Genomic DNA, 16,039 nt, shown 5'->3' with positions numbered 1-16,039 from the left:
AGATTTTAGTGTATATGAAAATTAAAGAAACATATATTAAAGATTTATTAATAGTCGAACCCTCTATTATCAAAGACGAAAGAGGCTATTTTTTTGAATCATATAATAAAGCAAAATTTTCTGATTTTGGACTTGATATTGAATATGTTCAGGATAATCAGTCTTTTTCAAAACAAAATACTTTAAGAGGACTACATTATCAAAATCCACCTTTTGCACAGACTAAATTATTGAGTGTATTGCAAGGAGAGATTATTGATGTAGCTGTAGATTTGAGAAGAAATTCTGAAACTTATGGAAAAGCATTTAGCATACTCTTATCTGCTGAGAATAAAAAACAATTATTTATTCCTCAAGGTTTTGCTCATGGTTTTTCCGTGATAAGCGAAACGGCCTCTGTAATGTATAAATGTGATCAGTTTTATAACAAGGCTTCTGAAGGAGGTATTAAATACAATGATCCGTCTTTAAACATTGAGTGGGGAATGGATCTAAAAGATGCTATTGTTTCAGAAAAAGATCGAATACTTCCCTTTATCGAAAATTGTAATAGTTTGTTCTAATGAAAAAGATTTTAGTTACCGGAGCAACAGGACAGCTAGGAACTGAACTTTCAGTTTTAGCTTCTAATTATCCTCAATACGAATGGATATTAGCTGATCGTAAGGAAGTAACTTTAGATAATTTAGAATTACTTCAAACTCAAATAGAAGAAATTAATCCAGATATTGTATTTAATTGTGGGGCTTATACTGCAGTTGACAAAGCTGAATCGGAAAAAGAATTAGCATTTGCAATAAACCAAGATGCTGTAGCATTAATTGCAAAATTTACAGCAGAAAATAAAGCCAGATTAATTCATATTTCGACAGATTATGTTTTTGATGGTTCTTCTTCAATTGCTTTAAATGAAGAAGCAAAAACAAATCCTATAAATATTTATGGAGAAAGTAAATTGGCTGGCGAAATTGCTTGTTTGAAAGAAAATCCTGAATCAATCATTATAAGGACTTCATGGGTTTATAGTAAATTTGGAAATAATTTTGTCAAAACAATGCAAAGATTGATGCAAGAAAAAGATGAAATAAAGGTTGTCAATGATCAAATTGGCTCACCAACATATGCAGCTGATTTAGCACAATCAATGATTGATATAGTTAAATTTTCAAAATGGATTCCAGGAATTTATAATTATTCTAACGAAGGCGAAATTAGTTGGTATGAATTTGCACTAAATATTAAAGAATTAGGAAATTATAAGTGTAAAGTAATTGGAATTCCATCTTCATCTTATCCTAATCCAGCAAAACGTCCAAGTTTTTCATTGTTAGATAAAACAAAAATAAGATCAGTCTATCATTTAGATATACCAAGTTACAAAGAGAGTTTAAAGAAAATATTTGTTTAAAAAAAGAGTTTCATATTCAGTATTCAATTTTGAATTAAAAATTAAGTTTTATGAAAGGAATTATATTAGCAGGAGGTTCTGGTACAAGATTGCATCCGTTAACATTGGCGGTAAGTAAACAATTAATGCCAGTTTATGATAAACCAATGATTTATTATCCTTTGTCGACTTTAATGATGGCAGGAATAAATGAAATTTTAATCATTTCAACACCTCATGATTTGCCACATTTTAAGAAACTTCTAGGTGATGGGGAATCAATTGGTTGTAAGTTTAGTTACGCTGAACAACCAAATCCAAACGGATTGGCACAAGCTTTTGTAATTGGTGAAGAGTTTATAGGAAAAGACAAAGTGGCTTTAGTACTTGGAGATAATATTTTCTTCGGTACAAATATGCCAAAACTTTTAAAAGATAATGCTGATCCAGAAGGAGGTGTTGTCTTTGCTTACCACGTTTCTGACCCTGAAAGATACGGTGTAGTTGAATTTGATGGAGAGAAAAATGCAATTTCAATAGAAGAAAAGCCACTTGAACCAAAATCAAATTATGCTGTGCCAGGGTTATACTTCTATGATAATTCAGTAGTTGAAATCGCTAAAAATATTAAGCCAAGTGCTCGTGGCGAATATGAAATCACGGATGTTAATAAAGTTTATCTTGAAAAAGGGCGATTAAAAGTTGGTATATTAAGTAGAGGAACTGCTTGGTTAGACACAGGAACTTTTAATAGTTTAATGCAAGCTGGACAATTTGTTCAGGTTTTAGAAGAAAGACAAGGATTAAAAGTTGGCTGTATTGAAGAAATAGCTTGGAGACAAGGATTTATTAATGATGATCGTCTTGAAGAACTTGCTCAACCTTTACTTAAATCTGGCTATGGCACATACTTGATAGAATTTCTAAAACAAAAGAAAAAAGGTGTTAAAATTTAATTTACACCTTTAAGTAATTGTTTAAAACCTTTAATTTGTATTTTTGTATAAAGTTCAAATTTTATAGACTTAAAATATAACTCAAATTGAATACAGACAAACCAAATAATATAACATCTTTGTTATATAAAAATTTTTCGCCACGAAATCTTAGGGCAAATATCAATAATTTGAGTTATCTGCCTAGGTGGATTATCATTGCTATTGATGTAATGGTTTTGTTTTTCTCGTTCTCTTTTACATATTTACTTTTTGAAGGAACAGCCATTGGTTATATCATAACTTCCCATGACTTTTATTTTGTTGGAAGTTTAATTTTAGTCAACATATTTTTCTTTTGGCTTTTTAGAACCTATTCGGGAATTATTAGGCATTCTTCTTATATTGATGCCATAAAACTGTTGTTTTCACAAATGTCAGTTTTGGTTTTTTTCTTGTTTATCAATTTAGTTTTTGAATTATATTCAGGTCATAAAGCCTTTTTAAATACAGCGCTTTTCATCAATTTAGTTCTCTCTTTTTGTGGGTTGTTTTTGTACCGTGTTATTGTAAAGCAAACTTTTGAAATGTATTTTTCAGAAAAGGCTACAACAAAATTGGTTAGAACTGTAATTTATGGTACTGATGCAAATGCAATCTCGGTTGCAAATGCATTAAAATTTGAAACTCCTTCTCGATTTAAAATTGTAGGTTTTGTAGATAAAAACAATCAGAATGCATCTAAGCGTATGCTGGATCTTCCAATTTTAATCTTAAGAAAAAAACTTCCTGCTCTTATGCGATCTGTTGCGGCAGAAGGAGTTATCATAGCAGATAAAAGTTTAACTAAAGACGAGCAATTAATAATCGTTGATCAATGTCTTGAATTTAACTATAGAGTTTACACAGTACCATTGATTTCGGATTGGGAAAACCAAAAAGAAATTTCTCAAAAAGTAAAAAATATCCAAATTGAAGATTTACTAGAGAGAAAACCTATAGTTTTAGATAGTAAATCAATTTCTAAACAATTAAAGGACAAAACAATTTTAATTACTGGAGCTGCGGGTTCAATTGGTAGCGAAATTGTGAGACAGGTTTTGAACTTTAGTCCTAAAAAAGTTATTGTTGTGGATCATGCTGAAACCCCTTTGCATAATTTATGCTTAGAGACACAAGGCATGAACGTAAATACCAAAATTGTAGCTGTTATTGCTGATGTTAGAAGCAAAAAAGCATTAGAAAAAGTCTTTAAAAGTTACACGCCACACGTTGTTTTCCACGCGGCTGCTTACAAACATGTACCTCTTATGGAAGAGAATCCTTCTCAGGCAATTCAAACCAACATAAAAGGAACTAAAAATCTAGCTGATTTAGCCTGCAAGTATAATGTGAAGAAATTCGTAATGGTTTCTACAGATAAAGCAGTGAATCCTAGTAATGTGATGGGTGCCAGTAAAAGAATCGCTGAAAAATATGTTCAGTCATTATTCTTGAAAAATCAAAAAGAAAATGTAGAAGGCGGCACCAAATTTATCACAACCCGTTTTGGAAATGTTTTAGGATCTAACGGTTCAGTTGTACCGCTATTTACCAAACAAATTGCGGAAGGTGGCCCAGTAACCATTACACATCAGGATATTATTCGTTATTTTATGACAATTCCAGAAGCTTGTCAACTAGTATTAGAAGCCGGAGCGATGGGTAATGGTGGCGAAATCTATATTTTTGATATGGGTAAACCAGTTCGAATTATTGATTTAGCTAAGAAAATGATTAAACTGGCAGGTTTTATTCCTGATAAAGAAATAAAAATCAAGATTGTTGGCTTAAGACCTGGAGAGAAGCTTTATGAAGAATTATTAAATGATACTTCTAAAACACTTCCGACGTATCATAACAAGATTATGATTGCGCAGGAAATTCAAGATGAATACGAAAATTTACATATTGATGTAGACGAACTTATCGGAATTGCAGATTTTTATGAAAATGATGATATAGTAGCTAAAATGAAAAAAATAGTTCCAGAGTTTAAGAGTATGAATTCCACGTTTGAGGTTTTAGACAAATAATCTCATTTACTAATATATTTAGAATGTAATGAAAAGGTGTTTTTTATAAAAACACCTTTTGGCATTTTTAAACAAATTCTAAAATGTTAAAAATCCTGTTAATTTTTGATTCTTTTTTAAAGTAATATTTTCTCCCACCCAATGAATAATCAAGCTGATAAGACAAATGAATGGCTGTTTGAAATAACACCCAAAAATAAGTTCTTAACTCTAAATTTTAAAGAAATTTGGCAATATAGAGATTTACTAGTGCTTTTTGTTAAAAGGGATATTATAACTGTTTACAAACAAACTGTGTTAGGGCCTCTATGGTATTTAATACAGCCTTTATTTACTTCTATAACTTTTACTATCATCTTTAATAATGTAGCAGGAATCAAAACAGAGGCAATTCCGCCATTTTTGTTTAATCTCGGAAGTATAATGGTATGGAACTACTTTACATCATGTCTTAGTGGAACTTCAGACACTTTTAAAGCTAATGCAGGAATTTTTGGTAAGGTTTATTTTCCAAGAATTATAACGCCTTTGTCTATAGTGATTTCGAACCTGGTCAAATTTGGAATTCAATTTTTAATATTTGTCATCTTTTATATTTTCTATTATTTTCAAGGAGCACAATTAACTTTGAATGGAACATTAATCTTCTTTCCTATATTGATAGCATTTATGGGAATTCTAGGGCTTGGTTTAGGTATGATAATTTCTTCAATGGTAACAAAATATCGTGATTTGAATAATTTAATTGGTTTCGGTATACAGTTACTTATGTATGTTTCTGCAGTAATGTATCCGATGAAATTAATTAAAGAAAAACTGCCTCAACTAGGCTGGATTGTTGAATATAATCCACTTGCGTATATTATCGAAAGTTCTAGATATATGCTTTTAAACGTGGGAGAAATATCAATTGAAGGATTGGTGTATACATTTTTAATTACATTTATCACATTTTTTGTGGGTCTTCTTGTCTTTAATAAAACAGAAAAAAGCTTTATTGATACGGTATAAAATTAATCTATACGATTATTAATAATTCATTTTGATATTATACAAATGAAATTTTAATGATAAAAAAAATTATAAATAAAATAAATAGAAGGCTCTCTAAAGTTAATCTGTCTAGTTCAGATGAATACACCGAGTATTTTTTTGAAAATTTAAATATTCGATTGAAGAATAATCATGCCCTTTCTGTTTACCAAAAGAAGTTTCCACTATATGATCGATTTTTGCCTGTCTTATGTAGTAATCTTGATGGCCTAATAATAGATGTGGGAGCAAATATTGGAGACACAATTATCTCGATTTTTGATCAGAATAAGCAATCATTTATAGTTGGTATTGAACCAGACGATTTATTTTTTACAGAATGTAAATACAATATAAATACTAATAAATTAAATCATAGATTTTTAGGAATACAAAAGTTTTTAACTACTAATAAAGGTAGTTTTTCATTAGAAAAAAGTAGCACACAATCTACTGGTGCTATCTTTGAAAACTTAAATGACGAATCTAAAATAAATACTATTTCATTTGCTGAAGTAATAAAATTGATTCCTCTTGAAAAAAGAGCGAAATTTGATTTACTTAAAATTGACACTGATGGATTTGATTGGGATGTCATAAATTCATTTTTAGATTATTCAAAAACTTCAGATCTTAAACCGAGATTTATTTTTTTTGAAATGCAAACTTACATGAATAACATAGGTTTTCATGATAAAAATCGAGACAAAATAAGTGAGAGGTATAAATTAGCTATCGAAAATTTAGCTGTAGTTGGATATAATTATTTTGGTGTATTTGATAATTTTGGAACTCCTCTAAAAATTACAAAGTCTATAGAAGACATTTTTGAAATAAATGAATACATCAAAAGATCACAAGTTTTCAATTCTAATGCTACGATTTATTATTTAGACGTTTTAGCTTTTACAAGTGAAGATTTGAATTATGTTAATGATTCTGTATTTCGTTTCTTAAATAAAAGCAAACGATAATGAGAATAGTACTTGATCCGCAGGTTTATAATATGCAAAGATACGGAGGTATCTCCAGGTATTATACAGAAGTATTTGAATTAATTTCTAATGACAGCAATCATCAAATTGTTGTGCCTTTAAATAATTCGACAAATGTTTATTTTAATAATAGTCATCTAATTTCATTTCAGCAGAAACTTTTTAAGTTTTTAATTGAAATCTTAAAAAAAATCAGATTAGATAAAAGGCTAAAAATTTACAATATTGGAAAAAGTAGGTTTAAAAAAATATTATCCAAACAAGATTATGATTTATTTATACCAACTTACTATGATATAAATTTTCTTAATTATATAGGGACAAAACCTTTCGTTTTAACGGTTTATGATATGATTCATGAACTTTTTCCTGAGTATTTTTCTAATTCTGAAATCCTTGTTCAGAACAAACTTCTGTTGATAGAAAAAGCCAATAGAATAATTGCAGTTTCAGAAAATACTAAAAAAGATATTTTAAAAATTTATCCAAATATAAATCCGGCAAAGATAGATGTTGTTTATCACGGTGCTTCTATCAAAATGAAAAAAAAAGTGAAGGTTGATCTTCCTGAAAAATACCTTTTATTTGTTGGAACTCGAGCAATTTATAAGAATTTTAATTTCTTTGTTGACTCCATTTCTAAACTTTTAAAAGAGAAAAAAAATCTTTATTTAGTTTGTGCTGGAGGCGGTAGTTTTAGCAAGTCAGAAAATGAATACATTGCTAAATTAGGTCTAACGGATAAGATAATTTTTAAAACATTTGAAGATAATGAACTAGGTTTTTACTATAAAAATGCTCAGTGCTTTGTTTTTCCTTCTATCTATGAAGGTTTCGGAATACCAGTTTTAGAAGCAATGGCATCTGGTTGTCCAGTTGTTTTGGCGAATCATAGCTCTTTTCCGGAGGTTGCAGGAAGTGCAGGCGTCTATTTTGAATTAAACAATTCAGAAGATTTAGCTATCAAAATTTCTAATTTAATTAATGATAAAAACCTTCGGAACGAATTTTCGAGAAAAGGTATAGAGCAAGCAAAAAAATTTACTTGGGAAAGTGCAGCCAGACAATGTATAAATGTTTATGAAAAAGCTTGTGCATCTATTAATAATTAAAGCACAGGGTGATAGTAAAATATAATTTTAAAAGTCGTAATTATTTTAAACTATTTCTAAATTGAAAGATGTTATTTTAAAAGTTGAAAATATTTCCAAACAATATCGTTTAGGACAAGTAGGAACTGGGACTTTAAGTCACGATTTAAATCGTTGGTGGCATTTAATAAGAGGGAAAGAAAATCCATATTTGAAAATTGGAGATGTAAATGATCGCTCTACAAAAGGAACTTCAGATTATGTATGGGCTTTACAGGATATTAATTTTGAAGTTGAAAGAGGCGAAGTTTTAGGTATTATTGGAAAAAATGGCGCAGGGAAATCAACACTCTTGAAAATTCTTTCGAAAGTTACAGCTCCGACAACCGGAAGTATTAAATCTCGCGGACGTATCGCTTCTTTATTAGAAGTTGGAACGGGTTTTAACGGGGAGATGACTGGTCGAGAGAATATTTTTCTTAATGGTGCTATTTTAGGAATGACTAAAAAAGAAATCATTTCCAAATTGGATGAAATTATGGAATTTTCTGGTTGCGAACGTTATATTGATACGCCAGTAAAGAGATATAGCTCTGGAATGACAGTTCGTTTAGCTTTTGCTGTTGCTGCTTTTCTAGAACCTGAAATCTTGGTTGTAGACGAGGTTTTGGCTGTTGGTGATGCTGAATTTCAGAAAAAAGCGATTGGGAAGATGCAGGATATTTCTAAGGGAGAAGGGAGAACTGTACTTTTTGTTAGTCATAATATGGCAGCTATTCAAAAATTATGTACAAAATGTATTTTGTTGCAAAATGGAAAATTTATTATGCAAGGAAAAACGGAAGATGTAATTAATTATTATTTGGAGCAAACTGGTGAGAATACATCAGAATATTATTTTGATACTTCAATTTCAAAACATAAAGCAGTATTTGCAAATAGTTTGATAGTAAAAGATTTGGATAACAATTTAATGAATGAAATTCCCTTAGGTAAGCCATGGAAAATCGAAGTTAGTTTTACTGTCAATGAAAATATCGATAATGTCGTGATTGGTTTAGGAATGATGGATATTCATGAAACTCCGATATCAACTTCATGGTCTTTACCGCAGCAGTTAGAAGTGGGCAATTATACAGCAACTTTTACTGAGGAAACGATTAAATTTAACACAGGTCAATTTAAAGTACTTGTGGGAATTTCTAGAGGTAATGAATCACTTGAATATATTGATAACGAGATGTTTATTGTTTTTTCTGATGTTGTAGAAAAACAAGATGAAACAATTATCAATAATAAAAGTGGAATCATCGGTAATCAAATGAAAATCAATGTTAAAAAACAGGAAAATGTTTGATAGAAAGGAATATATAGAAGAGGAATCGCCTGTTAAAAATGTACTTTTAAAGCTATTTAAAAAAAATGAACCAATCATCATATTTGATGTTGGAGCTTGTGAGGGTGAAGAATCTATTAGATATAAAAAAATGTTTTCAGAGGCTTCTATTTTTTTATTTGAACCGTTACCTAAAAATCAGGAATTAATTTTTCAAAATATTAAAAAGTATAATCTAGATAATGTAAAATTAGTTCCTTTGGCATTATCAAATAAAGATGGTTTTACTGATTTTTACATTTCTTCTGGACAGCCTGAAGAGTTACAAAAGAATTTTGATTGGGATTTTGGTAACAAGTCAAGTTCGTTATTAGAACCACAAATCGAGCACTTGCCTAAATGGCTGAAATTTAGCAATGTAATCAATGTTGAAACGGTAACGTTAAACTCATTTTTAGAAAAGGAAAACATAAAAAATGTTGATTTTGTTCATATGGATGTTCAAGGTGCAGAATTAAAAGTACTTATGGGAGCTAGAGAAAAAATTAGTTCTATTAAATCTATATGGCTAGAGGTTTCAGACATTGAACTTTATAAAAATCAGCCATTGAGAAATGAGATTGAATTATTTATGATAGAAAACAATTTTTATTTGATAAAATCTGAATTTTCAGGACAATTTGGGGATCAATTTTATTTAAATAAAAAATATTATTATACTTTTTCTCTTTTTTGGGGAAAGATTCAATTCTATTTTAAGAAATCAAATCGAGATTAGAAATGAAAACTTTTTTAAAAAAAATAAAAAGAAATCTCCTTGCACAAACAGAAGAAAGTGTAAATAATTTTCAAAAAATCTCTTATTCTCAATCTGGAGAAGATTTAATTGTAAAATATATTTTTGATAATTTAGGAATTACAAAGCCAAGTTATCTTGATGTTGGCGCTCATCATCCGTTTTATATCAGTAACACAGCTTTATTTTATCAAAATGGATCGGTCGGAATAAATATTGAACCAGATCCTACACTTTTTAAAGCTTTTATTAGAGAAAGAAAAAAAGATCAGAACTTAAATATTGGAATTTCTAACAAGGAAGATGTTCTCGATTTTTTTATAATTTCTTCGCCAACTCTAAATACCTTTTCAAAAGAAGAAGCGCATAATTATCAGAAAGAAGGCGATTATAAAATAGAAAGAATTGAAAAGATTAAAGTAAAAACATTATCAAATGTTCTAAATGAATTTTGTAAAGGTATATTTCCCCAATTTTTGAGTATAGATGCAGAAGGAGTTGACGAGGTAATCATTAAAGAAATTGATTTTGAAAAGAATTTTCCATTAGTTATTTGTTTAGAAACTATTTCATTTTCAACAACAGGAAATGGTATTAAAAATGTAGAATTAATTAATTACATTACAAGTAAAGGATACCTTGCGTACGCGGATACTTACATCAATACGATATTTGTAAAAAAAGATCAATGGCAAAAATAAAATTGGAGCAATATTAAGCAAGGGTATAGCAAAATGAATATAAAAAAGAGCATAAAAAATATTTTTTCAAGATCTAAGCACAAAACGAAAGTAGGAACTTTGAATGAAGCCACTCGCATCTCTTGGCTAGAAAAAACGCTAAAAGAAATTCCTGAGGGCAAACGAATATTAGACGCTGGGGCAGGAGAGCAGCAGTTTAAAAAATTCTGCAGTCATTTGAACTATGTTTCACAAGATTTTGCGCAATACAAACCCGAACAGCTAGATTCTGGATTACAAATGGGAAAATGGGATTATGGTAATTTGGATATTATTTCGGATATCGCATCAATTCCAGAAAACGATAATTCCTTTGATGCTATTATGTGTACTGAAGTTTTCGAACATATAATCAATCCAAGAGAGGCTATAAAAGAATTTTCAAGATTATTAAAAGATGATGGCTATTTAATTATAACAGCTCCTTTTTGTAGTTTAACACATTTTGCACCCTATCATTTTTATACCGGTTTTAATAAGTTTTTTTATGAAGAAGAATTGGCTAAAAATGGCTTTACGGATATTGTAATAACTGCTAATGGAAACTATTTTGAATATATCGCTCAAGAAGTTGGAAGATTATCGAGTGTTGCTAAACAATACAGTAATATACAATTAGAAAAAAAAGAGCTTGATAATATAGAGCAGTTAAAAAAAATATTGCAAAAGTTGTCAGACAATGATACTAATTCTTCAGAACTTTTATGTTTTGGTCTACATGTCAAAGCGAGAAAAAAATGCTTATAGTAAAGTTAGAAGGTGGTCTTGGTAACCAAATGTTTCAGTATGCTGTTGCTTCTATTCTAGCAAAAAAGAATAATACAGCAGTATTGATCGATGACACTTTTTTTGATCAAAAGGAGAAAAAAGAAGGTTTTACACCAAGAGATTTTGAACTTTTAATTTTTAATAATAACTATTCTTTTGCTACTAAATCAAATATTCTTTCCTTTTATCGGCTGTTATTTATTGAAAAAATAAAAAATAAATTAGGACTACGTAATAAGAAAGTTTATCAAGAAAAAGAATTTGGTTTCGATAAAAAAATATTATCTCTTACTTCGTCAATATATCTAAGTGGATACTTCCAAAGCTATAAATATTTTTCTGGTTATGAATCATACATCAAAAAAGCTTTTTCTTTTCCTGAAGAAAAATTGGATACCTTAAATAGAGAAATACTAGTAAAAATTAGGAATACAAATTCAGTTTCAATTCATGTTCGAAGAGGAGATTATGTAAATGACTTAGTAACTCAAAGTTTTCATGGTAATTGCAGTATAAGTTATTACAGCGAAGCAATTTCGAAGATTTCTCATAAAATCGATAATATTACATTATTCTTTTTTTCTGATGATCTAGAATGGGTAAAAATGCATTTCAAAGAGGTAAAATATCCTAAAATATTTGTTGATCATAACATAAAATCAGACAGTTGGAAAGATATGTTTTTAATGAGTTCTTGCAATCACAATATTATTGCTAACAGTTCTTTTAGTTGGTGGGCGGCTTGGCTTAATAACAATTCAAACAAAATTATTATTTCTCCTAAAAAATGGTTTAATGATGAGCAGAAAAAAACTACTGATTTAATTCCAGAAGAATGGATTCGACTTTAGATAGAAAGCCCAAGATAACAGTTTTGATGCCAGTATATAATTGTGAATTATATATAAAAGAAGCTCTTGAAAGTATTTTAAACCAGACTTTTTCAGATTTTGAATTATTAATCATTGATGATGCATCGTCAGATTCTACGGTCTCAATTATAAAAAACTATAATGATTCTAGATTAAGATTAATTGAAAAGGATAAAAATTCAGGAATTACAAATAGTCTAAATTATGGATTATCTATCGCAAGAGGTGAATATATTGCCAGAATGGATGGTGATGATATATCATTTCCTGAACGTTTTGAAAAACAAGTTGCTTTTTTAGATGCTAATCCCGAAATTATTTTATGTGGTACCAATTATAAAGTAATTGGCAAAAATGAAAATATAATTCTTCCTGAATGTAATGAGAGCATAAAGATTAGACTGCTTAGAGATAATTGTATAGCACATCCTTCGGTAATGATGAGAAGACAAAAATTAATTGAGTCTTCAGTGCTTTATGATCCAATTAAAGAGTCAGCAGAAGATTATGATTTGTGGGTAAGACTTTTAGCATTTGGAAAACTATATAATTTACAAGATTTTTTGTTGCAATATAGAGTCCATGAAATGCAAATTTCGAAAAAGAGACAAAAACAACAAAATGAGTCTGCATTAGAATGTCGTATAAAAATGATAGATTATTTAAATTTTTCTTTTCATAAGGAAGAAACTTTGTTATTGAAAAAGTTTGTCTCATGTGATACAGATTTTGGCTACGATGAAGTTCAAAAGATATTTACTCTAAAAGAAAAATTAGTTGCAGGAAATTCTAAACTATTTTTTAATAATGATGAGTTAAAAAAATATTTAACAGAATTAGAAATTGGGATATTGAAAAAATACTTTATTGCTAGACAAAAATATTCACCTGCTATTTTTTTCCAATATCTAAAATATAAAAGGAGTTTTAGATTGACTTTTATCAATGAAATAAAACTATTGATTAAATCATTCGTTTGCCATAAAGTTCATTAAAAAAAGAATAAGAGAATTATTTTTGTAAAAAGATAAAAAATAAGTTTTTCAAATTTTATTTATTGAAATGATCACAATAATATATCCATATAGAAATAGAGAACTATCTCGAATCAAGAAATCTCTTGATTCGTTAGTCTTGCAATCTAGTAAAGATTTTTGTGTTGTTTTTGTCGATTACGGATCTGATTTTGATATATCAAGTTCTGTAAAAAAAATAGTAGAAGAATATAAATGTGTAAAATATATTCATTCATTTCATAATAATCAGCCTTGGTCTCGTTCAAAGGCAATCAATATTGGCCTTCGATTTGCAGAAACTGATTTTGTTTTTATTGCAGACATAGATATTATTTTTCATCCTGATTTTGTTGCTACATTGCACAAATTAAAAGATGAACAAGAGAATGTATATTTCCAGGTAGGCTATTTAGATGAAAAGGAGAGCAAGCAATCTAAAGAATTTAATCAATACAAAATTTCTTCAAAAAGTATACCCGAAGGGCAAGGATTGTCTCTTTTTAGTTTAAAAACTTTATTAACTGTAGGCGGATTTGATGAGTTTTTTCATTTTTGGGGTGCTGAAGATGAAGATGTTTATGCTAGACTTGAAATGGCTGGTTATTCTTCGCGATTCTACAATGATACTATTTTGCTTTTACACCAATGGCATGAAACTTTTACTAATATAAATAAAGAGAAATTAAGAGAAGAACTCTATTTTTCAGAGGCATTTGGTTTGAATAAGCAAAAGTTAATGTTTAATAAGCAAAAACAAATACTAAAGCCTAATAATGAAAATTGGGGAAAACTAATGACTGAAGAAGAATTTCAGTTTTTAAATTCTCATCAAGATTCTACCGTAATAACCAATAAAAAACTACTTGTAGAAAATTTTATTAATATCATTTTGCCTAATACGCATGCCGATGTTGTGAATGTTATTTTCAAGGATTATCAATATCAACTTTCATTAAATTATAAAATAAAGAAAATTTTTAGAGTAAAAATGCACCAATATTATTCTCTAAAAGAAATCCATGATTTACTTGTTAGACAATTGTTAGTCTATTATAGAGATTATCAATATACCTATAAAATTAGTTCAGATTTAAAAAGCATTCAATTAAAAATTAAGAAATGATGTAATATGTCTAAATTAATTTCAATTATAATTCCGACATATAACAGGGCAAATCTAATAATAGAAACGCTCGATAGTATTGCACAGCAAACCTACAAAAATTGGGAATGTATAATAGTTGATGATGGATCTACAGATAATACAGAACAACTATTAGCTGCATATCTTTCGTCAGATAACAGATTTCAATATTATAAAAGACCAGAAGAAAGACTAAAAGGTCCTAATTCTTGCAGAAATTACGGTTTTGAGTTAAGCAAAGGAGATTATATAAAGTGGTTTGATAGTGATGATATTTTATTGCCGGAAGCTCTTGAAAGTATAAGTAACAATTTCTTAAAACAACCTGATTTAATTGTATCTTCATTACAGTATATTGATTTTAACAATAAGATCTTGAATAAAAAACACGCTTTTAGATCGGAGAATGTAATTCGAGATTACATGACTGCTAAGATTACTTACTATACCTTTACACCAACATGGAAAACGAGTTTTTTAAATCTACAGCCAAATCTTTTTGATGAAACAATTACAAATTTGGATGACTGGGATTTTAATCTTCGAATGTTATATCAGAATCCTGCAGTAATTTATTTAGATGAAGAACATATTCAATATCGAGTACATAATGAATCTTTGTCTCATGAAATCGGTAAATTAAACTTTAATGAAATAAAGTCAGAATTTAAAGCAATTAAAAAACATATATCATTAGTAAAACAAAACAAAGCAGCAAATACTAATGTTCTGAAAATACATTTAAAAAATCGTTGCAAGTTTATATTTCGAGATGCAGTTGTTCAGAACAATGAGCATAAATTTTACTATTTTAAACAACTTTTACTTGCAGAAGTAAAGCTCTTTCAATTTTCAGAAATGATAAAAACACTAATTGGATTTACTGTTTATAGTATTTTTAAAAAAGGTTACAAACTCTTGTAAAATCTAATTTGATAGTAATAGAATGAGAATAAAAGTTGGTTATGTAGTATCGTATGATTACGAAATGTTTTTTACCTCGGTTAAGCAGGTCTATAATTATGTAGATAAAATTTATGTAGCAATTGATAAGAATCATCAAACTTGGAGCGGAAATTATTTTGAAATTGAAAGTGATTTTTATGAAGAAGTAAAACTTTTTGATGTTAAAAAAAAAATTGAATTTTACTTTGACGACTTTTATATACCCGGATTATCTCCAATGGAATGTGAAACTAGGGAAAGAAATATGCTTTTAAAAAAGATGGGTAAAGGCTGGCTAATGCAGTTAGATGTTGATGAATATCTCTATGATTTTGTAAAAGTTAAAAAGTTTTTGAAACAGCATTGGTATTTAACTGTTTTTCCGAAACTTACACCAATTGTTTTTCAAGGTTATTTTATAACTCTATTTAAAAAATTACCAGGCGGATATTTATACATAGAAAATAATGAGAAATTTTCTTTTATTACAAACTGCAAACATTATGAAGGAGCGAGAGCAAATCATAGTATTAGTAACCATCTTATGCGTGCTAAAGTAATTCATCAATCTTGGGCAAGATCAGAAGAACAGGTTTTTTTAAAGTTATCCAATTGGGGACATCGCGATGATTTTGATACAAAAAAGTATTTTGAATTTTGGAAAAATTTGAATGCCGACAATTATGAGAGTTTTTCAAATATACATCCGCAGAGACCTGAGATGTGGGATAAATTACATTATCTGCCATCTTCCTCAATAGAAGATTTTATACAATCATATGCAGAAAAAAATAAACAAGTTTTAACTGGTATTGGTTTTTTTCAATTAATAAAAGCATTTATTAGAAGAACAAAAAAATAAATTGTAAAAAAATTAGCTCTAAAAAAGATATCTTTTTTAGCTATA

Annotated in this window: 16 protein-coding genes; all 16 read left to right on the top strand. The window is 28.8% G+C overall.

Features of this window, described 5'->3' with window-relative positions; translation table 11 throughout:
* Positions 1–14 precede the first annotated feature (14 nt).
* Positions 15–563 (top strand): dTDP-4-dehydrorhamnose 3,5-epimerase, encoded by a 549-nt coding sequence (gene rfbC, locus NYQ10_RS01550; protein ID WP_289878623.1) that lies wholly within the window; start codon positions 15–17, stop codon positions 561–563.
* The gene (gene rfbD / locus NYQ10_RS01545) at positions 563–1,408 is read left to right on the top strand and encodes a dTDP-4-dehydrorhamnose reductase (RefSeq protein ID WP_289878622.1); all 846 of its coding nucleotides are present in this window, start codon (positions 563–565) and stop codon (positions 1,406–1,408) included. Before rfbC ends, rfbD begins: the two co-directional genes overlap by 1 nt.
* A gap of 50 nt (positions 1,409–1,458) precedes the next feature.
* Positions 1,459–2,343, top strand: coding sequence for a glucose-1-phosphate thymidylyltransferase RfbA (gene rfbA / locus NYQ10_RS01540; RefSeq protein WP_289878621.1), 885 nt, complete (start codon positions 1,459–1,461; stop codon positions 2,341–2,343).
* Between the two features lie 86 nt (positions 2,344–2,429).
* Positions 2,430–4,397, top strand: a complete 1,968-nt coding sequence (locus tag NYQ10_RS01535) for a polysaccharide biosynthesis protein (RefSeq protein ID WP_289878620.1) — start codon at positions 2,430–2,432, stop codon at positions 4,395–4,397.
* 141 nt (positions 4,398–4,538) lie between these two features.
* A complete protein-coding gene (locus NYQ10_RS01530; RefSeq protein ID WP_289878619.1) occupies positions 4,539–5,408 on the top strand; it encodes an ABC transporter permease in 870 nt (289 codons plus the stop codon).
* Between the two features lie 56 nt (positions 5,409–5,464).
* A complete protein-coding gene (locus NYQ10_RS01525) occupies positions 5,465–6,403 on the top strand; it encodes an FkbM family methyltransferase (protein WP_289878618.1) in 939 nt (312 codons plus the stop codon).
* A 113-nt stretch (positions 6,404–6,516) separates the two neighbouring features.
* On the top strand, positions 6,517–7,536 hold the full coding sequence (locus NYQ10_RS01520) for a glycosyltransferase family 4 protein (RefSeq protein WP_289878617.1): 1,020 nt from the start codon (positions 6,517–6,519) through the stop codon (positions 7,534–7,536).
* A gap of 61 nt (positions 7,537–7,597) precedes the next feature.
* A complete protein-coding gene (locus NYQ10_RS01515) occupies positions 7,598–8,872 on the top strand; it encodes an ABC transporter ATP-binding protein (RefSeq protein ID WP_289878616.1) in 1,275 nt (424 codons plus the stop codon).
* Positions 8,865–9,629, top strand: coding sequence for an FkbM family methyltransferase (locus NYQ10_RS01510; protein WP_289878615.1), 765 nt, complete (start codon positions 8,865–8,867; stop codon positions 9,627–9,629). Before NYQ10_RS01515 ends, NYQ10_RS01510 begins: the two co-directional genes overlap by 8 nt.
* Before the next feature lie 2 nt (positions 9,630–9,631).
* Entirely contained in the window at positions 9,632–10,348 is a 717-nt protein-coding gene (locus tag NYQ10_RS01505) for an FkbM family methyltransferase (protein WP_289878614.1), read from the top strand.
* Between the two features lie 33 nt (positions 10,349–10,381).
* On the top strand, positions 10,382–11,134 hold the full coding sequence (locus NYQ10_RS01500) for a methyltransferase domain-containing protein (protein ID WP_289878613.1): 753 nt from the start codon (positions 10,382–10,384) through the stop codon (positions 11,132–11,134).
* Positions 11,125–12,006 carry an alpha-1,2-fucosyltransferase gene (locus tag NYQ10_RS01495; RefSeq protein WP_289878612.1) on the top strand — a complete coding sequence of 294 codons (882 nt, stop codon included), beginning with the start codon at positions 11,125–11,127 and terminating at the stop codon, positions 12,004–12,006. The genes NYQ10_RS01500 and NYQ10_RS01495 overlap by 10 nt, the downstream gene beginning before the upstream one ends.
* A complete protein-coding gene (locus tag NYQ10_RS01490) occupies positions 11,991–13,022 on the top strand; it encodes a glycosyltransferase family 2 protein (protein ID WP_289878611.1) in 1,032 nt (343 codons plus the stop codon). The genes NYQ10_RS01495 and NYQ10_RS01490 overlap by 16 nt, the downstream gene beginning before the upstream one ends.
* 67 nt (positions 13,023–13,089) lie before the next feature.
* Positions 13,090–14,166 carry a glycosyltransferase family 2 protein gene (locus NYQ10_RS01485; protein WP_289878610.1) on the top strand — a complete coding sequence of 359 codons (1,077 nt, stop codon included), beginning with the start codon at positions 13,090–13,092 and terminating at the stop codon, positions 14,164–14,166.
* Positions 14,167–14,172: 6 nt separating this feature from the next.
* Positions 14,173–15,111, top strand: coding sequence for a glycosyltransferase family 2 protein (locus NYQ10_RS01480; RefSeq protein ID WP_289878609.1), 939 nt, complete (start codon positions 14,173–14,175; stop codon positions 15,109–15,111).
* 22 nt (positions 15,112–15,133) lie between these two features.
* Positions 15,134–15,994 carry a hypothetical protein gene (locus tag NYQ10_RS01475; RefSeq protein WP_289878608.1) on the top strand — a complete coding sequence of 287 codons (861 nt, stop codon included), beginning with the start codon at positions 15,134–15,136 and terminating at the stop codon, positions 15,992–15,994.
* Positions 15,995–16,039: the final 45 nt, after the last annotated feature.

The organism is Flavobacterium johnsoniae, assembly GCF_030388325.1.
In the GTDB taxonomy this organism is placed as follows: domain Bacteria; phylum Bacteroidota; class Bacteroidia; order Flavobacteriales; family Flavobacteriaceae; genus Flavobacterium; species Flavobacterium johnsoniae_C.
Note: the sequence above shows the minus strand (reverse complement) of the source record. Positions and strands in the feature narration are given on the sequence as shown.